Source organism: Actinomadura sp. K4S16, from assembly GCF_008327685.1.
Classification (GTDB): Bacteria; Actinomycetota; Actinomycetes; order Streptosporangiales; family Streptosporangiaceae; genus Spirillospora.
In genome coordinates this window covers 170,244-191,371 of record NZ_BDDE01000024.1, presented here as the reverse complement: position 1 = coordinate 191,371, position 21,128 = coordinate 170,244, and the positions used below count along the sequence as shown (strand labels likewise).

The 21,128-nt window shown below is 74.2% G+C and carries 17 protein-coding genes; 11 read left to right on the top strand and 6 right to left on the bottom strand.

What is annotated here, in order from left to right; translation table 11 throughout:
* Positions 1 to 11 precede the first annotated feature (11 nt).
* The gene (locus K4S16_RS36770) at positions 12 to 1,469 is read right to left on the bottom strand and encodes an NAD(P)/FAD-dependent oxidoreductase (RefSeq protein WP_149263688.1); all 1,458 of its coding nucleotides are present in this window, start codon (positions 1,467 to 1,469) and stop codon (positions 12 to 14) included.
* Positions 1,470 to 1,583: 114 nt separating this feature from the next.
* Between K4S16_RS36770 and K4S16_RS36765 the strand changes: the two genes are divergently transcribed.
* Genes K4S16_RS36765 through K4S16_RS36750 form a run of 4 tightly spaced genes read left to right on the top strand, consistent with a single transcriptional unit; the run spans position 1,584 to position 7,775 of the window.
* A complete protein-coding gene (locus K4S16_RS36765; RefSeq protein WP_149263687.1) occupies positions 1,584 to 3,785 on the top strand; it encodes a DUF4132 domain-containing protein in 2,202 nt (733 codons plus the stop codon).
* Between the two features lie 41 nt (positions 3,786 to 3,826).
* Positions 3,827 to 5,053 carry a DUF4132 domain-containing protein gene (locus K4S16_RS36760; protein WP_149263686.1) on the top strand — a complete coding sequence of 409 codons (1,227 nt, stop codon included), beginning with the start codon at positions 3,827 to 3,829 and terminating at the stop codon, positions 5,051 to 5,053.
* Positions 5,053 to 7,383 (top strand): DUF4132 domain-containing protein, encoded by a 2,331-nt coding sequence (locus K4S16_RS36755; RefSeq protein WP_149263685.1) that lies wholly within the window; start codon positions 5,053 to 5,055, stop codon positions 7,381 to 7,383. Before K4S16_RS36760 ends, K4S16_RS36755 begins: the two co-directional genes overlap by 1 nt.
* A complete protein-coding gene (locus K4S16_RS36750; RefSeq protein ID WP_149263684.1) occupies positions 7,383 to 7,775 on the top strand; it encodes a hypothetical protein in 393 nt (130 codons plus the stop codon). The genes K4S16_RS36755 and K4S16_RS36750 overlap by 1 nt, the downstream gene beginning before the upstream one ends.
* Positions 7,776 to 7,868: 93 nt before the next feature.
* Here the strand turns inward: K4S16_RS36750 and K4S16_RS36745 are convergent, their stop codons facing one another.
* Positions 7,869 to 8,537: a response regulator transcription factor gene (locus K4S16_RS36745; protein ID WP_149263683.1), complete on the bottom strand. Its 669-nt coding sequence runs from the start codon at positions 8,535 to 8,537 to the stop codon at positions 7,869 to 7,871.
* A 94-nt stretch (positions 8,538 to 8,631) separates the two neighbouring features.
* Here K4S16_RS36745 and K4S16_RS36740 point away from each other — a divergent pair, with 94 nt between their 5' ends.
* Both K4S16_RS36740 and K4S16_RS36735 read left to right on the top strand, forming a co-directional pair.
* Positions 8,632 to 9,486 (top strand): aldo/keto reductase, encoded by an 855-nt coding sequence (locus K4S16_RS36740; protein ID WP_149263682.1) that lies wholly within the window; start codon positions 8,632 to 8,634, stop codon positions 9,484 to 9,486.
* Between the two features lie 62 nt (positions 9,487 to 9,548).
* Positions 9,549 to 10,145, top strand: coding sequence for a PadR family transcriptional regulator (locus K4S16_RS36735; protein WP_149263681.1), 597 nt, complete (start codon positions 9,549 to 9,551; stop codon positions 10,143 to 10,145).
* Between the two features lie 28 nt (positions 10,146 to 10,173).
* On the opposite strand, the gene K4S16_RS36730 is transcribed toward K4S16_RS36735, so the two are convergent.
* Complete coding sequence (locus K4S16_RS36730; protein WP_149263680.1) at positions 10,174 to 11,160, bottom strand: diacylglycerol kinase family protein; 987 nt, start codon at positions 11,158 to 11,160, stop codon at positions 10,174 to 10,176.
* A gap of 185 nt (positions 11,161 to 11,345) precedes the next feature.
* On the opposite strand from K4S16_RS36730, the gene K4S16_RS36725 reads away from it, so the two are divergent.
* The 4 genes from K4S16_RS36725 (at position 11,346) to K4S16_RS36710 (ending at position 16,892) form a co-directional block, all read left to right on the top strand.
* A complete protein-coding gene (locus K4S16_RS36725) occupies positions 11,346 to 12,344 on the top strand; it encodes an alpha/beta hydrolase family protein (protein WP_200842322.1) in 999 nt (332 codons plus the stop codon).
* Positions 12,345 to 12,364: 20 nt separating this feature from the next.
* A complete protein-coding gene (locus K4S16_RS36720) occupies positions 12,365 to 13,252 on the top strand; it encodes an amidohydrolase family protein (RefSeq protein ID WP_149263679.1) in 888 nt (295 codons plus the stop codon).
* Positions 13,253 to 13,396: 144 nt separating this feature from the next.
* Positions 13,397 to 14,899, top strand: a complete 1,503-nt coding sequence (locus K4S16_RS36715; protein WP_149263678.1) for a cellulase family glycosylhydrolase — start codon at positions 13,397 to 13,399, stop codon at positions 14,897 to 14,899.
* A gap of 1 nt (position 14,900) precedes the next feature.
* Entirely contained in the window at positions 14,901 to 16,892 is a 1,992-nt protein-coding gene (locus K4S16_RS36710; protein WP_149263677.1) for a glycoside hydrolase family 44 protein, read from the top strand.
* A 124-nt stretch (positions 16,893 to 17,016) separates the two neighbouring features.
* Here the strand turns inward: K4S16_RS36710 and K4S16_RS36705 are convergent, their stop codons facing one another.
* The 3 genes from K4S16_RS36705 to K4S16_RS36695 are packed head-to-tail and all read right to left on the bottom strand — an operon-like array spanning position 17,017 to position 19,541.
* Complete coding sequence (locus K4S16_RS36705; RefSeq protein ID WP_149263676.1) at positions 17,017 to 18,054, bottom strand: cation diffusion facilitator family transporter; 1,038 nt, start codon at positions 18,052 to 18,054, stop codon at positions 17,017 to 17,019.
* Positions 18,051 to 18,440: a helix-turn-helix transcriptional regulator gene (locus K4S16_RS36700; protein WP_149263675.1), complete on the bottom strand. Its 390-nt coding sequence runs from the start codon at positions 18,438 to 18,440 to the stop codon at positions 18,051 to 18,053. Before K4S16_RS36700 ends, K4S16_RS36705 begins: the two co-directional genes overlap by 4 nt.
* Before the next feature lie 24 nt (positions 18,441 to 18,464).
* Positions 18,465 to 19,541: a DUF6777 domain-containing protein gene (locus tag K4S16_RS36695; RefSeq protein WP_149263674.1), complete on the bottom strand. Its 1,077-nt coding sequence runs from the start codon at positions 19,539 to 19,541 to the stop codon at positions 18,465 to 18,467.
* 101 nt (positions 19,542 to 19,642) lie between these two features.
* Here K4S16_RS36695 and K4S16_RS46095 point away from each other — a divergent pair, with 101 nt between their 5' ends.
* Entirely contained in the window at positions 19,643 to 21,127 is a 1,485-nt protein-coding gene (locus tag K4S16_RS46095; protein ID WP_235037309.1) for a serine/threonine-protein kinase, read from the top strand.
* The last annotated feature ends 1 nt before the right edge of the window (position 21,128 follow it).

Here is a 21,128-nt window from a genome sequence, read left to right as displayed (position 1 = left end):
GGCCGCGTCGGCTACCGGACGGTAGCGCGGCGCGCGCGGAAGTGCCGCGGGTCGGGGCGGCGGGTCGCGCGGCGGTAGGCGAAGGTGTAGCCCGGCCAGTTGTTGACGATCTTGCCGCCGGCCGTCATGTACCAGCTCTGGCAGCCCGCCTGCCACACGGTCGAGCGCATCCGCTCCTGCATGTCCCGGGTGAAGGCGTCCTGCACGTCCGGCCGCACGTCGATCCAGTCGAGGCCCGCGCCGCGCAGCGCCTCCACGCAGCCGAGGACGTACCGGAACTGCGACTCCAGCATGTAGATGATCGAGTTGTGCCCGAGGTTGGTGTAGGGGCCGTACAGCAGGAACAGGTTCGGGAACCCGCTGACCGTGATGCCGAGGTGCGCCTGCGCGCCGTCCCGCCACGCCTCGTTCAGCTCCCGGCCGTCCCGTCCGACGATCTTCATGGGGGACAGGAACTCGGTGGAGCGGAACCCGGTCGCGTACACGATGACGTCCACCTCGTGCGCGCGGCCCGCCGCCCGGATCCCCGCCGGGGTGACGCGCTCGATCGGGTCGGTGACCAGATGGACGTTCGGCCTGGTCAGCGCCGGATAGTAGTCGCCGGACAGCAGGATCCGCTTGCATCCCATGCGGTATCCGGGGACGAGTTCGGCGCGCAGCGCGGGGTCGGCGACCTGCTCGGCCAGGAACCGGCGGAAGCCGCGCTCCATGACCCCCATCAGCCGCGGGTACCGGATGAAGCCGAGGGCGCGGGCCTCGAACAGCGCGTAGATCCGGGCGCGGCTCAGCGCGTACAGCCCCGGCACGGCCCGCAGCGCGGCGCGCTCCCAGGCCCGGTACGGCCGGTCGGGCTTGTCGATCACGTACGGCGCGGACCGCTGGAACAGCAGCAGCTCCGCCGCCTGCGCGGCGACCTCCGGGACGATCTGGATCGCGCTCGCCCCGGTCCCGACCACCGCCACGCGCCTGCCCCGCAGGTCGGTGCCGTGGTCCCAGCGGGAGGAGTGGAAGGACGGGCCGGCGAACGACTCGCGCCCCTCGATCGGCGGCAGCTCGGGCCGGTTGAGCTGCCCGCACGCCGAGACCAGGACCCGCGCCTCCAGGTCACCGGTCGTCGTGGAGATCCGCCAGAGCGCCGCGTCCTCGTCGAAGCGCGCCTCGGTCACCTCGGCGCCGAACCGGATCTTCTCCAGCACGCCGTACTCGCGGGCGCAGTGCCGCAGGTACTCCAGGATCTCCGCCTGCGGCGGGAATCGGCGCGACCAGTCGGTCTTGCGCTCGAACGAGAAGGAGTACAGGTGGGAGGGGACGTCGCAGGCCGCGCCCGGGTAGGTGTTGTCGCGCCAGGTCCCGCCGAGGTCGCCGGCCTTCTCCAGGACCACCACGTCGTGGACGCCGGCCTGCCGCAGCCGGATCGCCATCCCGATCCCGCCGAACCCGCTCCCGATGATCACAACGCTGTGCGCCATGGCCGCCCCGAACCTCATTCTGTCTCGGTACCCCCCGAGCGTAGGTGACCACGAAGTCACTGAACAGGTGTCGCCGCGGCGCGTTTTGTCGGTCGGATCTGCCAGCATCCCGGCATGCCCGACGCCACCCCCGCCACGGAAGCGCGCACGCGCGACGGCCTCGAAACGGTCCAGGCGCTGCTGGCGCGCGCCTGCGAGTCCGGGGAGGACGGCTACCGGTTCGCCCTGCTCCTCCAAGAAGTCCTCCCCGCCGCCGAGCGCCTCGACGCCGGGGCTCTGCGCGGGCTGGCGCCGCTGCTGAAGCGGGTCGAGGGCAGCTTCGCGCGGGCCGACGTCCCGATCGGGTACCGGCAGCGGGTCGACCGCCGCCTCCAGGCGCTGCTGGCGATCGTGGACGAGGCGTACCTGCCCGAAGGGGTGCTCCCCGTCCACGGCACGTGGGCCGCCCCGCTCCGGGAGCGTGCGCGGGCGGCGCCGTCGGCCGAGCTGGCCCGGTTCGTCCGGCACCTGGCGAGCCTTTCGGCGCCGCGCCCCACGCTGAAGTGGCACCGCGCGTGCGTCGCCCTCATGGACGAGGCGGCCGCGCGCGAGGACGTCGCCGAGTGCCTCCGCGCCCTCGCCGAGGACGCGCCGTACTGCCCCCACGACGACGCCCCGGGCACCGACCGGTCCTGCTGGTACCACCACCTGGTCGAACCGCACCATGGGGACGTCGCGCGCGGAATCGTCTGGGCGGGGGCCCTCACCGGCGGCGCGGAGGCCGTGCTTCGCCTGCGCTCGCTCGCCCTGCGCGCGAGCGTGTCCGGCGACGTCGTCAGGGATCTCAAGGTCGCGGGCGCCGCGATCAACGCGCTGGGCGCGATCGACGATCCGCGCGCGCTGGAGGCGCTGTGGCGGCTCCGCGCGCCGATCAGGGACCGCGCGCTGCGCAAGCAGCTCGACACGGCGCTCCAGGCGGCGGCCGAGCGGCAGGGCATCACGCGGGCGCAGCTCGTCGAGCGCACCGTCCCCGCCCACGGCCTGGGCCCGGACGGCGCGGTGGAGCGGACGCTCGGCGGCCACCGGGCGCGCGTCGCGGTCGAAGGCGCGGCGACCGTCCGGATGACCTTCACCGGCGCGGACGGCCGCGCCTCCCGGACGGCCCCGGCCGCGGTCAAGGACGGCTTCCCCGAGGAGCTGAGGCGGCTCAAGGCGCTCGCCAAGGAGGTGCGGGCGACGCTGTCGAGCGAGCGGGCGCGCGTCGAGGGCCTCATGTCCGAGGACCGCGTCTGGCCCTACGCCGAATGGTGCGAGCACTACCGCGACCACCCGATCACCGGCGCCGTCGTCCGCGGCCTCATCTGGGAGTTCCAGGGCGAGGACGGCGTCTGGCGCGCGTCCCTGCCGGTCGGTTCCGGCGCCGCCGGCGGCGGTGCCGCGCGGGTGCGGCTCTGGCATCCCATCCGGGCGGCCGTGGACGAGGTGCGGGCATGGCGGGAGCGCGTCGTCGAGGAGGAGATCCGGCAGCCGTTCAAGCAGGCGTTCCGCGAGATCTACCTCCTCACCCCCGCGGAAGAGGAGACCGCGACCTACTCCAACCGGTACGCGGCGCACATCGTCCACTACCGGCGGCTGTACGCCCTGTTCAAGGAGAGGGGCTGGCAGGCCAATTTCCTCGGCCCGCACGACGGCGGCTACAACGGCGAGGCGCGCGGCGAGTTCGGCGGCGGCGAATGGCGGGCGTGCTTCTACCACGAGCCGGTCGACGACGGCGGCGACTGGACGGTCGAGCACGCCGCGACCGACCAGGTCCGCTTCGAGCGCAGGCACGGCCGGCGCTGGTGTGAGGCGCCGCTCGCCGACGTCCCGCCGCCGGTGTTCAGCGAGGCGATGCGGGACGTGGACCTGTTCGTCGGCGTCACCTCCATCGCCGCCGACCCGGACTGGGCCGACCGGGGCGAGGACCGCCACGCCGCCTACCGGCGCGCGGCGGCCTTCGGCGCGCTGACCGCGAGCGCCGAGGTCCGCCGCGCCGCGCTGGAGCGCATCCTGCCGCGCACGCGGATCGCCGGCCGCTGCGCCCTCGACGGCCGCCACCTGGTGGTGCGCGGCGAGCTGCGCACCTACCGGATCCATCTCGGGTCCGCCAACGTGCTGATGGAACCGGACGGCGCCTACCTGTGCATCGTCCAGGGCCGCCGGCCGCCCGGCACGCTGTACCTGCCGTTCGAGGACGAGCGGCTCTCGCTCATCCTCAGCAAGGCGTTCCTGCTGGCCGCCGACCACAAGATCACCGACGCCTCGATCCGCCGCCAGATCGGGGGTGTGATCACCTGAAACGCCCCGGAACCGGAGCTTCCATCTGGAAAGATCACCTCATGTCCGACGACCTTCACGCGCCGCCGGCCGCGCTCGCCCTCCTGGACCGCCCGTCCGGCCCCGACGAGCCCGCCGTGCCCGCGCACGGCCTCGGCAGGGACGGCTCGCTCGCCCGCGACATCGGCGGCTACCAGGCGGTCCTCGCCATCACCGACCCGCTGACCGTGCGGCTCACCTTCATCGGCGCGGACGGCCGCCCGCTGCCGACCGTCCCGGGCGCGCTCAGGGTGCCGTTCGCCGCCCAGGTCAAGGAGACGAAGGCCTTGGTGAAGCAGGTCCGGGAGACGCTGGCCGCCGAGCGGGCGCGGGTCGAGGCGCTGATGGCGCTGGAGCGGACCTGGCCGTACGGCCAGTGGTGCCGGCACTACCGCGACCATCCGGTCACCGGCGCGGTCGCGTCCGGCCTGGTCTGGGAGTTCGAGACGCCGGACGGGCACTGGCACGCCGCCACCCCGGGCGAGGACGTGCTGGTCACCGTGGACGGCCGCGCCCTGCCCGTCCCGCCGCGCGGCGCGCGGGTGCGGCTGTGGCATCCGGCGCGGGCGTTCCCGGGCGCCGTCCGGGCCTGGCGGGCCTTCGTGACCGGCAACCGGATGACGCAGTCGTTCCGGCAGGCGTTCCGCGAGACCTACCGCCCCGGCCCGTCCGGCGCCGGGGCGGACCTGCGCCGCGGCCGCCTCGACGCGCGGCTGCGGCACGTCATCGCCGGGGGCGCGTGGCGGGTCGGCCGCGGGGGAGGGCCGGCGCGGGTGGCGTTCGAGCGGCGGATCGCCGGCCGCTGGCGGGACGTGCCGCCGCGGGAGGTCCCGCCGCTGGTGTTCAGCGAGGGCATGCGGGAGGCCGACCTGTTCCTGCGCGCCGCCCCGGCCGCGGACGAGGACCCGTTCGGCGAGCCGTCCGCGAGTGCCGAGATCCGCGGGGACGTGCTGCGCCGCGTCCTGCCCGGCACGAAGATCGCCGACCGCTGCTCGGTGGACGGGCGGTTCCTCGTGGTCCGCGGCGGGCTGCGCACCTACCGCGTCCACCTCGGCTCCGGCGGCGTGCTGATGGAGCCGGGCAACGACCGGCTGCTGGTCGAGCCGGTCCGGCGGGCCCGGCAGAAGGGCCTGTTCCTGCCGGTCGAGGACGAGCGGCTCACGCGCATCCTCGGCACCGCGTTCCTGCTCGCCGCCGACCACCGGATCACCGACGAGTCCGTCCTCCGGCAGATCAAGAGGGGCGCCTGATGGACCTGCCCGCGCGGCTGCTGCGCGCCATGACCGACCCGGCGCCGGAGGACGAGGAGTTCCGCACCTGGTATCCCGACCTGTCGGTCCTGTCCGACCAGGACCTCGGCGCTCTCGTGCCCGCCGCCTACGCGGTGGGCCGTGAGGCCCCGTTCGTGTCGATGTCCGTCCGGCTCAGGATCGAGGACGAGGCCAAGAACAGGCAGCCGCGCTACACGCCGGAGGCGTGCGAGCGGATGTTCCAGGCGCTCGTCGGCGGGCTGGCCCAGCGCAAGTGGGCCGACATCCAGCTCGGTGCGGGCGCGCTGGTCCGCTGCACCGGGCCCTGGCCCGACGTCTCGGGCCCGGCCCGGACGCTGGTCGAGTACCTCCTGAGCCGCAAGCGCCTCGACCAGCCCTTCGCGCTGCTCGCGATCGGCGGCCTCGCGGGCGACGACGTCCTGCGCGCGGTCGCCGGGCGCCTCCACCAGGTCTGGAAAGGGCCGATCGTGCACGATGAACTGGACGCCGTCCTGCGCCTCGCCCCGGTGGAACGGGTCCTGCTGGCCCAGGTGGCCGAGAACCGGTCGTTCAACGCTCCGCCTGTCCCGCCGGAGGTGTGGGAGCGGGTCGCCGCCGTCCCCGCCTGCGCCGAGTTCGCCCGCCGGGCCCTGGAGGCCGCCGCCGCCCGCGCCCGCGCCGTCCAGGAGGGTGAGATCCCGTTCCGCGCGGACAGCGCGTTCACCGGGGACGAGGTCGCCGCCGTCGGGCTCGCCGCGCGCATCGCGCTGCTGCGTGACGAGCCGTGGCTGCCCGCCCTGTTCGACCGCCTCCTGCCCGACATCTCCGTGGCGCCGACGCAGGCGAAGACGCTGCCGTCGCAGGCGCTGCTCTACGAGATCGTCCGGGCCGCGCAGGAGTTCCCGACGCCCGAGCTGGTCACCGTCGTCCGGAACGTCCGCCGGAACGTCCGGCACGCCGGGGTGCCCAAGCAGCTCGACAAGATGCTCAAGAAGGTCGAGGCCGCCCTCGCCGAGCGGACCGAGGTCGCGCTGCGCCTCCCCGACCACGGGTTCGGGCCCGGCGGCGTCCTGCGCCGGGAGCTCGGCGGCCACACCGCCGTCGTCACTGTCGCCGGCAAGGCCGAGCTGGCCTTCGAGAAGGACGGCAAGGCCCTGAAAGGCGTCCCCGCCGCCGCCCGCCGCGACCACAAGGACGAGCTCAAGGAGCTCCGCGACCTCGTCGCGCGCGTCAACGCCCAGCTCGTCACGCTCGCACGGGCGCTGGAGGCCGGATTCACCGTCGACGCAGTCCATCCGTTCGGCCACTGGCGCGACACGCTCCTGCTCCATCCGATCGCCGGGCCGACGGTACGCGTGCTCCTCTGGGAGATCGAGGTCGCCCCCGGCGACCGGCGCACCATCCTGCCCGAGACGGACGAGATGCCCGATGCCGCCGACGACGCGGCCGTCCGGCTGTGGCACCCGATCAGGTCGCGGCCGGACGAGGTGCGCGCGTGGCGCGACCTGCTCGTCGACCGGCGGATCCGGCAGCCGTTCAAGCAGGCGTTCCGCGAGATCTACCTGCTCACCCCGGCGGAAGAGGGCACTGGGACGTACTCCAACCGGTTCGCGGCCCACCTCGTCCACTACCGGCGCATGTTCGCGCTCTTCCGGGCCCGCGGCTGGACGAGCGCGCTGCTCGGCCCCTGGGACGGCGGAGGCTCCGACGAGGCGGCCCGGACGCTCGCGGCGGGGGAGTGGCGGGTCAGGTTCTCCCACGTCCTGGCCGACTGGCAGGGCGAGCACGAGATCGCCGGCACGAACCGCGTCATGTTCGACCGCCGCGCCGACGGCGGCGGCTGGCGGGAGGCGGCGCTCGCCGACGTCCCCCCGCTGGTGTTCAGCGAGGCGATGCGGGACGTGGACCTGTTCGTCGGCGTCACCTCCATCGCCGCCGACCCCATGTGGGAGGACGGCGAGGCGCACGAGTACTGGGTGCGCGAGTGGCACGCCGACCTGGCCGAGTCGACCCGGACCCGCAGGGACGCCCTGGAGCGCGTCCTGCCGCGCACGAAGATCGCCGACCGCTGCACGATCGACGGCCGCCACCTGGTCGTCCGCGGCGACCTGCGCACCTACAGGATCCACCTCGGTTCGGCCAACATCGCGATGGAACCGGACGACACGTACCTCTGCATCGTTCCCGAGCGCCGCAAGACGGGCGCCAAGGTCTTCCTGCCGTTCGAGGACGAGCGGCTCTCCCTCATCCTCAGCAAGGCGTTCCTCCTCGCCGCCGACGGTGCGATCGAGGACGAGTCCATCCTGGCGCAGATCAAGAGAGGTGCCTGATGCCCGCGGTGACCTTCCGCGACGAGACGGCGGCGGGCGCGCCCGTCGCCGGGTTCCAGGTGGCCGGGCTGCCCGACCGGATGACCGTACGGGAGCTGATCAGGCTCCGGGTCCGCGAGGAGGTCGCCCGGCACAACGCCCGCCCGTCCGACCGGTTCAACGGCCTGGTCCGCCCGGACGGCGCCGAGGCGGAGCTGAACGGCTACCGGCTCCGCGAGCCCCGCCGCCTCGACTGGGAGCGGCAGGCCGACATCGCCGAGCGGGCCTTCCTCGGCAACGGCTTCTTCGTGCTCGCCGGCGACCGGCAGGTCGAGGACCTCGACGAGGAGATCGACCTCACAGGCGACCCCGACCTGGTCTTCATCAGGCTCGTCCCGCTCGTCGGCGGCTGAGCCCTGCCCGGCTGCGGCCCTGCCCGGCCGAGGGCCTGACCGGCCGAGGGGTCAGGCGAGTCATTGTGGGGGGTGCCCCCCACGCCCCCAATCTCACCGCCGCATGAGTCCGAACTCGTGGGCGCGCAGGCCCGCCTGGAAGCGGGAGTCGGCGTCCAGGAGGACGAGGATCTCCGCGACGCGGCGCCGGTAGGTGCGCAGCGACATGCCGAGCCGCCGCGCGGCCGCCTCGTCCTTCAGCCCGCCGGCGAGCAGCCGCAGGATGCGCAGGCTCTCCTCGCCCAGCGCGGGCGGCCGGCCGCGCCGGTGGTCGGCCAGCTCCGTCGACGTCTCCCACGTCGCCTGGTACAGCGAGACGACGCCCTTCACCACGCCCGGTGACCGGACGACGGTGTACTCGCGGACGCCGCCCTCGGGCGGTCCGGCGAGGATGGCGACCCTGCGGTCCACAATGATCGTCTCGTGCGGGAGCGGCGTCGGGCAGATCCGCACGAGGACCCCCGCGGCGGCGACCTCCAGGAGCCGCCGCTCGGACTCCTCGTCGGCGAGGGCCGCCGGGGTGTACAGCTTGCGGACGGCGGGCGCGGGCCGGATCCGGCGCCGCTCGGCGACGATCCGCTCCCGCAGGCCCGGCAGCGCCCAGGTGTTCTGGTCGGTCGCCGCGCAGGCGAACTCCTCGCACGCGAGGAACAGCGGTCCGGCGCGCTCGACCAGCTCCGCCTCGCCGCGCAGCACGACGTTCCGGTCAAGGTCGACGCTCACGGATCCAGTCTGCCACGCGGCCCGCGCCGCGCCGCCGTGGCAGCAAGCTGCCAGCCGTTCGCCCCCGGCGGGCGGGCGCAGCACAGTGGACCGCATGACACGACACTTCGATCTCGGCGGCGATCTGCGGATCTCCCGGATGGGCTTCGGCGCGATGCGGCTGCCCGTGAGCACCCTCGGCGGGCCGCCGAACGACCGGGACACCGGGATCAAGATCCTCCAGCGGGCCGTCGAGCTGGGCGTGGACCACGTCGACACGGCCGCGTTCTACTACCACCAGGACGGCTTGGCGGCCAACGAGATGATCCGCGCCGCGCTCGCCCCCTACCCGCCCGGCCTCGTCATCGCCACGAAGGTGGGGCCGTACCGGGGGCCGGGCGACCCGATGCCGACCGGGCAGGTCCCGGCGTCCGGGCTGCGCGCCGAGGTGGAGCGCAACCTCACCGAGCTCGGGCTCGACCGGCTCGACCTCGTCTACCTGCGGCCCGGCGGCCTGGAGGCCCCGTCGGAGGAGCCGGTCGGGGAGCGCTTCGCCGTCCTGGCCGGGCTCCGCGAGGAGGGTCTGATCCGGCACCTCGGGCTCAGCCACGTGAGCCATGCCCAGCTGGAGGAGGCGCGGCGGATCGCGCCCGTCGCGGCCGTCCAGAACCGGTTCGACGTGACGCTCCCGCAGGACACCGAGCTGCTGGCCGCCTGCGAGCGCGACCGGATCGCCTACGCGCCCTACTTCCCGCTCGGCGGGTTCGGCATCCCGGACGACGCGCGCGTGAACGCGGTCGCCGCCCGGCACGGCGCCACCGTCCCGCAGGTGCTCCTCGCGGGCCTGCTCGCGCTCTCGCCCGTGATGCTCGCGATCCCCGGCACCGGCTCCCCGGCCCACCTGGAGGAGAACGTCGCCGCCGCGGACCTGGCGCTCGCCCCAGAGGATCTCGACGCCCTGAAGCGGTGACCCGCGCGCGCGGCGCGCGCGGGACCCTCTACCCTGAACAGGTTTGCGATCAGGGGGAGAGGATGTCGACGACGCGGCTGCTGGTGCTCGGCGGGGTGCGGCGGTTCGGGCGGGCGCACGGCTACGAGGTCCGCCGCGAGCTGCTCTCCTGGGGCTCGGACGAGTGGGCCCACGTCAACCCGGGCTCGATCTACCACGCGCTCAGGCAGCTGGCCAAGGAGGGCCTGCTGCACGCCCACGAGGTGGAGGAGAGCGAGGCCGGGCCGCCGCACACCGACTACGAGATCACCGAGGCCGGCCGGGAGGAGTTCCACCGGCTGCTGCGCTGCGCCCTCGCCGCGGTCGACGTCCGGCACCCGGAGATGCTCACCGCGGGCCTCGGGTTCCTCACCGAACTGCCGCGCGCCGAGGCGCTGGCCCTGCTGCGCGAGCGCCTCGAAGGCCTGGCCGGCTGGCGCGCCTCCGTCGCCCCGCACCTGGACGAGCTGAACCCCTCCGACCACCTGCGCGAGCTGCTCGGCTGGTGGGTCCACTCCGCCGACTCCGCCACGGCCTGGACGCTCGGCCTGATCGAGCGACTGGAGGCGGGCGCCTACGTCATGGCCGACGAGCGCGAGCCGGGCCGGCCCGGCGAGGTGCCCGGGGCGACGGCGCGGTAGCGGCCGGCCGCGCGGGTTTCCCGGCCGGTCACGTGTCGACGAACGACTGCGGGACGATCACCCGCAGGGCGTTGCCGCGCAGCTTGATCGACACCGGGGTGCGGCCGCGGACCTCGCCGTCCACGTCCACCTGCATCGGCGGGTCGGTCTCGACCTCGACGTGCGCCGTGGTGAGGAAGGCGTCGTCCTCGAGGGACCGCCACGGGCCGGTGAGGACGTGCCGGGCCGTGGCCGACGCCAGCCGCAGCCGCCGCTCGTCGCCGAGCCGGTAGACGGCGAGGAGCCGGTCGTCCGGGCTGGCGTCGCGGGCGATCCGCTGCCCGCTGTGGTGCGCGCCGTTGGCGATGTTGAGCTGGTGCGTAGCGACCTCGTGCGTCTCGCCGTCGATCGTGATGCGGGCGGTGAACGCCTCGTGCCGGGGCAGCAGCCGCGCCGCCGTCAGCGCGTACGCCGGGCGCCCGATGAAGCGCTTGAGCGTGTGCGGGACGTGCTCGGCGACCTCGACCGACAGGCCGAGGCTCACCATGTTGGCGAAGATGTGCTCCCGGTCGGCGCCCGGCCCCTCGCCCTGCGGGTCGCCCGTCGACTCGAACCAGCCGACGTCGACGTCGGCGACCTTGCCGGCCTCCGGGCGGCCGAGGGCGAGGGTCGCGACCGCGCCCGGCAGGTCGAGCGGCAGCTCCAGGCTGCGGGCGAAGTTGTTGGTGGTGCCGAGCGGCAGCACGCCGAGCGCGATGTCGCGGTGCGCCAGGTGCCCGACCGCCTCGGCGACCGTGCCGTCCCCGCCGCCGACGACCACGAGGTCGGGCTCCAGCGCGAGGACGTCGGCGAACAGCTCCCGCAGCCGGGCGGGGTCGGTCACCGGGAACACGTGCGGGAACTCCAGCCCCGCCTCGCGCAGCAGGCGGCGGGCCGTGCCGTAGAGCCGCCGGCCCCGCCGGGAGCGGGAGTTGATCACGAGCACCGCGCGTCCGCCGTCCGCGATCGCCGCCTGCAGCTCCGCCTTGCTCCGCATCTGGACGCTCCGCATCTCCGCCGGTCGCCCCCTTCGTCCGCGTCACCCTACAAGGAACGTGGACCGGAACTCCCGGCCCGACATTTTATAAACCGATTACACAGCGTTGAAACATTCCCGTCAGAGGGAACCTTTACAGAAGGCGAGTTCTGGAAGACCGGGGCGTGGACATGTGGATGCGCGGCTTGGCGGGTGCGGGTCTCATCGCGGCGGTCGCCGGGCTGACCGCGTCGATCGCGGCAGGCGGCACGGCCCCGGCCGGCGCCCCCGCCGACGACGGCGCGGCCGTGGTCGGCGAGCGCCGCCCGCGCCGCCGCGTCCTCGACCTCGCGGTCCGCTCGCCCGTCCTGGAGAGCGTCGCCCATGCCCGGCTCCTGCTGCCTCCGGGCTGGTCACGGGACGCCTCCCGCACCTGGCCGGTGCTCTGGCTCCTGCACGGAGCTGGCGCGGGCCGGGACGGCCACACCGCGTGGAGCGAGCACAGCGACATCGAGGAGCTGACCGAGGACGCCGACGTGATCGTCGTCATGCCGGACGGCGGCCCGTGCGGCAACTACACCGACTGGTGGAACCGCGGCGGCGGCGGGGCGCCGAAGTGGGAGACCTTCCATCTCGCCGAGCTCAGGCAGATCCTGGAGCGCGGATACCGGGCCGGGGCCGAGCGCGCCGTCGCGGGCAACGCGATGGGCGGGCTCGGCGCGCTGGCGTATGCGGCCAGGCACCGCGGCCTTTTCCGGGCGGCCGCGTCGTTCAGCGGGCCGGTCCACACGCTGCACCGCGACCCGTCCGGGCTCGACGTCGCCGACCTCGTCGAGTTGAGCGTCGCGATCGGCGCTCCGTCCCTCGACTGGACGGACGTGTGGGGCGACCCCGAGGCGCAGCGCGTCGTGTGGCGGCAGCACAACCCGTACGACCTCGCGGGCCGGCTGGCGGGCGTCCGCGTGCACGTGAGCGCGGGGGACGGCACCCCCGGCCCCTTCGACCACGGCCCGGCGTCCCGGGAGGCCGCCCCCCGCGACGTGCTGGAGGCCCTCGCCCACACCGTCTCGCGGGAGTTCGCGGGCAAGCTGAGGAAGCTCGGCGTCCCGGTGTCCACGCACTTCTACCGTGGTACCCACACCTGGCCCTACTGGCGCCGCGAACTGAGGGCCACGCTGCCCGCCCTGCTCGCGGAGATCACCTGAGCGGCGGCTAGGGTCGGGTCGTGGCCGAACCCCGTTCTGATTCAGCTGTCCCCACGTTCTGGCGCTCGCTCGGGCTGCCCGGCATCATCGACGTCCACGTCCACTTCATGCCGCCGCGCCTGATGAGCGCGGTGTGGGGGTACTTCGACGAGGCCGGTCCGCTGATCGGCACCGAGTGGCCCATCCGCTACCGCGACTCCGAGCAGGAGCGGCTGGGCCTCCTGCGCGGGCTCGGCGTCCGCGCGTTCACCTCGCTCACCTACCCGCACAAGCCCGGCATGGCCGAGTCGCTGAACGAGTGGACCGCCCAGTTCGCCGCCCGCGTCCCCGAATGCATCCAGACCGCGACGTTCTACCCCGAGCCCGGGGTCGAGGAGTACGTGCGCCGCGCGCTGGACGCGGGCGCCCGCGTATTCAAGGTCCACCTCCAGGTCGGCGGCTTCGACCCGCGCCTCAAGGAACTGGACGCGGTGTGGGGGATGCTCGCCGACGCCGGGGTGCCCGCCCTCGTGCACGCCGGGTCCGGGCCGGTCGCCAACGGCTACACCGGCCCCGGCCCGTTCGGCGAGGTCCTGGCCCGCCACCCGGGCCTGACCGCGATCGTCGCCCACCTGGGCGCGCCGGAGTTCGACGGCTTCTTCGCCCTGGCCGACGCCTACGAGCGCGTCCACCTCGACACGACGATGATCTTCACCCGCTTCGCCGCGCTGGCGCCGTTCCCGGACGCCCTGCTGCCCCGGCTGCGCGACCTCGGCCTGGAGGGGCGCGTTCTGCTCGGCACCGACTTCCCGAACATCCCCTACGAGTACGCGCACCAGCTGGAGTCGCTGGCCGCGCTCGACCTCGGCGACGACTGGCTGCGGTCGGTCTGCTGGCGCGGCCCGGCCGAGCTGTTCGGGCTCTCGTAGAGGCGCGCCGCCGTTTCACGGGTTTTCACGCGGGACGCCTGGTCACCGCGGGGCGCCCGGCCGCGTCCTTGACAGGCCGGTCGCCGGTCGCGACTTTGGGAGCGCTCCCACTGGCTCGACCGAGGACCCCGCATGAGAACGACCATGACCGCGAGACTCCGGCGGATCCGGCTCGTCCCGATCCTCGTGGCCGCGCTGCTGGCGCTGGCCCTAGTCCAGGCCGTGCCGCGCCCGGCGCAGGCGGCGGGCGCCGGCTACTGGCACACCAGCGGCCGGCAGCTGCTCGACGCGAACGGGCAGCCGGTGCGGATGACGGGCATCAACTGGTTCGGCGCCGAGACGTCCAACTACGCCCCGCACGGCCTCTGGTCGCGCGGCTACAAGGACATGCTCGACCAGATCAAGAGCCTGAAGTACAACACGCTGCGGCTGCCCTACAGCAGCCAGCTGTTCGACTCCGGCAGCAGCCCGAACAGCATCGACTACGCCAAGAACCCCGACCTGCAGGGCCTGAACGGGCTGCAGATCCTCGACAAGATCATCGCCTACGCGGGGCGGATCGGGCTGAAGGTCGTCCTCGACCGCCACCGCCCGGACTCCGGCGGCCAGTCCGCGCTCTGGTACACCGCCGCCTACCCCGAGTCGCGCTGGATCTCCGACTGGACGATGCTCGCCCGGCACTACGCGGGCGACACCACGGTCATCGGCGCCGACCTGCACAACGAGCCGCACTCGCCGGCCTGCTGGGGCTGCGGCGACCAGACGCGGGACTGGCGCCTCGCCGCCGAGCGGGCCGGGAACGCGATCCTCGCGGCCAACCCGAACTGGCTGATCATCGTCGAGGGCGTCAACGACCACGGCGGCGACAACTACTGGTGGGGCGGCAACCTGCAGGGCGCGGCGCAGTACCCGGTGCGGCTGGACGTCCCGAACCGGCTCGTCTACTCCGCCCACGACTACGCCACCTCGGTGTACCCGCAGCCGTGGTTCGACGACCCGTCCTTCCCGTCCAACCTGGCCGGGATCTGGGACAAGAACTGGGGCTACCTGTACAAGAACAACGTCGCGCCCGTCCTGCTCGGCGAGTTCGGGACGACCCTCTCGGACCCGCGCGACCAGACCTGGCTGCGCACCCTGATGGCCTACCTCGGCAAGGGCACCGGCGGGATCTCCTTCACCTTCTGGTCGTGGAACCCCAACTCGGGCGACACCGGCGGCATCCTCAACGACGACTGGACGACCGTGAACACGGCCAAGCAGTCCTACCTCGACCCCTACCTGCTCGGCGCGGGGGACCCGAGCGGCGACCCCGGTGACCCGGGCACGCCGGGGACGTCCTGCAAGGTCGCCTACACGGTGCAGAACAGCTGGTCGGGCGGCTTCACAGCGCAGGTCACGATCACCAACGGCGGGTCCTCGGCGCTGAACGGCTGGACGCTGGAGTTCGCGTTCCCCGGCGACCAGAAGGTCACCCAGGGGTGGAGCGCGACCTGGTCGCAAAGCGGCGCCGCGGTCACCGCCAAGAGCCTGGACTGGAACGCCTCCCTCGCGCCCGGCGCCTCCGTCACGGTCGGGTTCCAGGCGACCGGTGCGGCGAGCGGTGCGCCCGCCGCATTCGAGGTCAACGACAAGGCATGCGAGGTGTGACATGACCCGGAAGGCCTGGCTCGCCGCCGTGGCGGCCGCCGCGCTCCTGCCGTGGGCGGCGCCCCCGGCGCAGGCCGCGGACGGCCCCGCGCTGACCGTCGACCCGTCCGCGTCCCGGCACGCGATCAGCCCCTACGTCTACGGGATGAACTTCGCCGACGAGGCCCTCGCCAAGGAACTGCGGCTCCCCGTCCGGCGGTGGGGCGGCAACGCCACGAGCCGCTACAACTACCTCTACGACGAGACCAACCGGGGCTCGGACTGGTACTTCGAGAACGTGCCCGGCCCGGCCCCGGACCCCGCGAAGCTCCCCGACGGGTCCGAGACCGACCAGTTCACCGAGCAGGACCGCCGGACCGGCACCGACACGCTCCTCACCGTCCCGCTCATCGGCTGGACGCCGAAGGGCCGCGACTACACCTGCGGGTTCGGCATCGCCAAGTACGGGCCGCAGCAGGGCGCCGACACCCAGTGGCGGCCCGACTGCGGCAACGGCGTGAAGCCGGACGGCACGAACGTCACCGGCAACGACCCCGCGGACACCAGCGTCCCGGCGGGCCCCGAGTACGTCACCGACTGGCTGTCCCACCTGACCGGCAAGTACGGCCGGGCGGACGGCGGCGGCGTGCGCTTCTACGACCTCGACAACGAGCCCGACCTCTGGCACGCGACCCACCGCGACGTCCACCCGGACGGCGCCGGCTACGACGAGATGCGCCGCCAGACGTACGCGATCGCCTCCGCCGTGAAGGCCGCCGACCCGGGCGCGAAGACGCTCGGGCCGGTCGGCTGGGGCTTCCAGTCGCTCACCCTGTCGGGCCTGGACAAGCAGACCTGCGACCGGGAGGGCGGCGACTGCTGGTCCGACCCGCCGGACCGGGCGGCGCACGGCGGCCTCCCGTTCGCGGACTGGTACCTCCGGCAGATGAAGGCCTACGAGGAGGAGCACGGCACCCGCATCCTCGACTACTTCGACGAGCACATCTACCCGCAGCAGGCCGGGGTGTCCTCCACCGACCCCGGCGACGCGGCGACCCAGGAGCTGCGGCTGCGCTCGACCCGGCAGCTGTGGGACCCCTCCTACACCGACGAGAGCTGGATCAACCAGCCGATCAACTTCATCCCCCGGATGCGGGACCTCGTCGAGCAGAACTACCCGGGCACCAAGCTGGCGATCACCGAGTACAACTGGGGCGCGCTCGGGCACCTGAACGGGGCGCTGGCCCAGGCCGACGTACTCGGGATCTTCGGGCGCGAGGGCCTCGACCTGGCGACGCTGTGGGCGCCGCCGGGCACGTCCGACCCGGGCGCCTACGCCTTCCGCATGTACCGGAACTACGACGGCGCTGGGGCCTCGTTCGGCGAGACGTCCGTCCGCGCGTCGAGTGCCGACCAGGGCAGGCTCGCGGTGTACGCGGCGGAGCGCTCGTCCGACAAGGCGCTCACCCTGATGATCGTGAACAAGTCGCTCACCGACGACCTCACCAGCACGGTCTCGATCGCCGGGCGGTCGGGTTCCGCAGCCGGACGCGTCTACCGGTACAGCGGCGCGGACCAGTCCGCGATCGTCCGGGCCCCGGACGTGGCCGTGGGCGCGGACGGCTTCACCTCGACGTTCCCGGCGTCCTCGATCACGCTGGTCGAGATCCCCGCGGACGACGGCCCGGCCGCGTCGGCGTGCGAGGTCGGCTACACGGTGCAGAGCCAGTGGGGGAGCGGCTTCACCGCGCAGGTCACCGTCGCGAACACCGGCGCCTCGCCCGTCTCGGGCTGGACGCTGGGCTTCTCGTTCACCGCGGACCAGCGCGTCACCCAGGGCTGGAACGCCGCCTGGGCGCAGAAGGGCCCGGACGTCACCGCACGCAATCTCGACTGGAACCGGACGATCCGGCCGGGAGACTCGGTGACGATCGGCTTCAACGGATCGAGCGCCGGGACGAACCCGCCTCCGACCGCCTTCACCCTCAACGGCGCCCCCTGCACCCGCCGCTGACCACCGGGCCCCGCCGGCCGGCCGATCACCCCGGCCGCGGGGCCCGCCGGCGGTAGGCCCTGCGCTTCCCGAGGGCTCGGCGACCACTGGGCCCCGCGGCCGACCGGCCCTCGCGACCGCGCGGCTAGTGGTCGCACGGGGTGGTGCCCGCGTGCTCGTGGGGCTCGTCGGCCTCCGCCATATGGCGGGGGCCGTGCGCGTCGTCGCAGTGGCCGTGCCCGCCGCCGGCGGGCTCGTCCACGTGGTCGACCTCCAGCGTCGTGTGCGTGATCCCGTAGGCGTCGCGCAGCAGCTCCTGGAGGTCGCGGCGGACGGCGTGGCAGTCGCCCTGCGTGTCGACGAGCACGTGCGCCGACAGCGCCGGGTAGCCCGAGCTGACCTCCCACACGTGCAGGTCGTGGACCTCCTCCACGCACGGGCGCCCCGCGAGCCGGGCGCCGAGCTCGGACGGGTCGACGCCGGCGGGCGCGGCCTCCATGAGCACCCGGCCCGCGTCCCGCAGCAGCCGGTACCCGGCCTTGAGCATCAGCGCGGCCACCACCAGCGAGGCGATCGCGTCCGCGCGGGCGAAGCCGGTCGTCCACACGACCAGGCCCGCGACCGCGGTGGCGACGAACGCGAACAGGTCGTTCAGGATGTGCTGGAACGCGCCCTCGACGTTCAGGCTGCGCCGGTCGGCCCGGCTGATCAGCACGGTCGCCGCGACGTTGACGGCGATGCCCGCGAGGGCCGTCCAGAAGACGAACTGCCCCTCCACGGCGGGCGGCTCGATCAGCCGCCGGACGCCCTCGTACACGAAGTAGACGGTGAGCAGGATCAGCGTCAGGCCGTTGAGCTGCGCGGACAGGATCTCGGCGCGGCGCAGGCCGAAGGTGTACCCGCCCTTCGGCGGGCGCGCGGCGATGCGCATCGCGACCAGCGCCAGCGCGATCGCGAACGCGTCGGTCATCATGTGCGCGGCGTCGGTGATCAGCGCCAGCGACCCGGCGAGCAGGCCGATGACCACCTCGCCCGACATGTAGGCGACGATCAGCGCCAGCGCGCCGGTCAGCAGCCGCCGGTCGGCCCCCGCCGAGACGGCGTGCCCGTGGCCGTGCCCGTGCCCGTGGCCGTGCCCTTCGTGCCCCCGCTTGCCGGGCGCGTCCTCACGGTCCCCGATCATGTGCCTTCCTCCCCGTGGCCGACGTGGGTGAGGGCGAGATCGAGCAGCAGCCGGACGTGCGAGTCGGCCAGCCGGTAGTAGGCCATCCGGCCGGCGCGGCGGACCCGGACCACGCGGTTGGCGCGCAGCAGGCGCAGGGCGTGCGAGACCGCGGACTCCGAGTGCCCGCAGGCCGCCGCGATGTCGCACACGCACATCTCCCCTCCTTCGAGCAGCGCGGTGATCACCCGCAGCCGTCCGGGGTCGGACAGCAGCCCGAACACCTGCGCCAGCTCGGTGATCGTGTCCCCGTCCGGCAGGGACGCCGAGACGGCGGCGACCTTCGCGGCGTCGACCACCCGGACGGCGCAGGCGTCCGGGGCGATGACATCTGAAGCACTGCTCATATGAGCAAAGATAGCGCACCAGGGTCAGGAGGTCACGGGAGCGGGCTCCTCCGACGGCGGCAGGGACACCGGTCCGTGCCCGCCCTCGCCCGGCGTCTCCATCCCCCCGGCGCCCGTACCCGGGGCCTGCGTGGTCACGCCCGCGCCCGGGGTCGAGGGCCCGGGCTCCGGCGTCTCCGGCCCGGGCGGCTCCGTCCTCGGCGTCTGCGGCCCGGGCGTCTCCGTGCCGGGAGTCCCCGTGCCGGGCGACTCGGTGCCCGGCGACTCGGTGCCCGGCGACTCCAGGCCCGAGCCGGACGGCGCGGGCGAGTCGCTCGGCGCGGCCACCGTCTCCGTCACCGGCAGCGCGGTCGGGGGCCCGTCCGCCTTGCCCTCGGTGGCGCGGGGCCGCTCGAACCCCATCGTGGCCTCCGGGTCGACCAGGACGAAAGTGGTGATCGTCCCTTCCCGGGAATCCCGCGGCCGGATCCGGGTGACATTCCCCTTCTCGAATCCCGGCCAGGACCGGCCACTGTACGCCGCGTTCCGGGTAGAGATCTTTTTGTCGGGCGGAGTGAGGGGATTGCCGCAATTGCACTTCACCGTGGGCACACCGTAACCATTGACCAGAACGCCCATTCCGGCCTGCAGGACGGCGGGGCCGCTCGTCGCCCGGCCCTCGGAGTACCCGTGGTTGGTGACCAGCGTGTCGGTGCGCAGCAGCACCGGCGTCAGCCGCGACACGTACCGCGGGATGTCGCTCGCCGCGATGCCCTGCACCTGCGCCCACGCCCGCGCCTTCTCCGGGTTGGCCTGCAGGAACGCGGCCAGTCTGGCCCGGTCGCAGGTCGAGGCCCGGCGCGTCCCGCCGTAGAGTCCCGGTGCGTCCCCCTCCCTCGTGCCGCCTGCCTGCGGCCGCGCCTTCACGTCGCTCCGGTCGGTGCCGGCCACCAGCGTGTACGGCTCGGGACCGGGCGATCCCACCGTCAGCCGCGTGATGGTCGCGCCGGCGTCCCCGCACCCGGACAGCGCGCCCGCCGCCGCCACGAGGGCCGCGACGGCCCCCGCCAGCGACCGGGCGCGGGCCCCGGGCCGCGCAATTGTCGAACGAATCTCCAGCATCCTCTTCCCCCGCCTCGGGTTCGCCGAACCTATACTCTTCGATGCCGGGCGGAGCGGTTTTGTGCCCGCAGGAATGCTCGATTTTTTTCGCGGGGGTGCGAATGGCGGGTCCGGTTCCCCTCACGGCGGCCGATCCCACCCGGCTCGGCGGCTGGGAGCTGCTCGGCCGGATCGGCGCCGGCGGCCAGGGGGTGGTGTACCTCGGCAGGCCCGCGGCGCCGGGCCCCGGGCCCTCCCGCGTCGCCGTCAAGCTCCTGCACGCCCAGCTCGTCGGGGACGCGAACGCGCGAGAGCGGTTCGTCCGCGAGCTGGCGGTGCTGGAGCGGGTCGCCGGGTTCTGCACCGCGCAGATGCTCGCCGCCGACGTGGCGGGCGACCGCCCCTACATCGTCAGCGAGTACGTGCCGGGGCCGTCGCTGCGCGCCCTCGTCCGCGACGAGGGGCCGCGCACCGGCGCCGCCCTCGACCGGCTCGCGATCAGTTCGGTGACGGCGCTGTCGGCCATCCACCGCGCGAACGTCGTGCACCGCGACCTCAAGCCGCAGAACGTGCTGATGGGCCCGGACGGGCCGCGGGTGATCGACTTCGGGATCGCCCGCGCGTTCGACGCGGGCGCGACCATGACGAGCCAGGTCGTCGGCACGCCCGCCTACATGGCCCCCGAGCAGTTCACCGGGCGGGTCGGGCCGTCCGCCGACCTGTTCTCGTGGGCGAGCACCCTGCTGTTCGCCGCCACCGGCCGCGACCCGTTCGCGGGCGGCCCGCTGCCCGCGGTGATGTACCGGATCCTGCACGAGACGCCCGACCTCGGCGCCCTGCCCGGCCCGCTCGCCGAGGTCGCCGCCGCGTGCCTCGCCAAGGACCCGCAGGCCCGCCCCACCTCCGAGGACGTCCTGCTCTGGCTGCTCGGCGAGAGCGAGAGGCACGCCCGGCTGGAGATCCCCACCGAGCGCCTCGCCCCGCCGACGGCCCCGGCGCCGAGGCCCGCGCCCGACGCCGTCCCCGCGCCGGAACCGGCCGGCGGCGCGTTCGTCCAGGCGCCGGGGCCCCGGACGCCGCCACCGCCTGCGCCCACCCCGCACGCGCCCACCCCGCACGCGCCCACCCCGCACGCCCCGACTCCGACCGCGCCCGCGCCGACTCCGCCGGGTCCGATCCCGCCCGCGCCCGCTCCGGGCCCGCCGGCGTCCGCCGCGCAGGCGGGGCCGCGGCGGCTGCGGCGCGGTCCGGCGGTCGTGACCGGCCTGCTCCTCGCCGGGCTGCTCGCCGCCCTGGACGTCGCCGCCCTCGCGATCCTGATCGCCCGGCCGTCCCTCAGCGAGGGCCACCGGGGCGGCCTGCTGCCCGTGGTGGCCTCGTCGTTCGCCGTCGTCGCGGTGGTCACCCTGGTCGGGGTGATCCTGGCGTGGCGCGGCAGCCGTCCCGCGGCGTGGACGGTGATGGCCGCCCGCGTCGCCCGCGTCGCGATGTGGGCGGCCTGGGGCGCGCTCGTCCAGATCCAGCCGTCCGCGCTGGCGGGCCACGCCGCCCTGACCGCCGTCGTGGTGGTCCTACTGGCGCGCGGCCTGTCCCGCCCCTCCCGCTGAC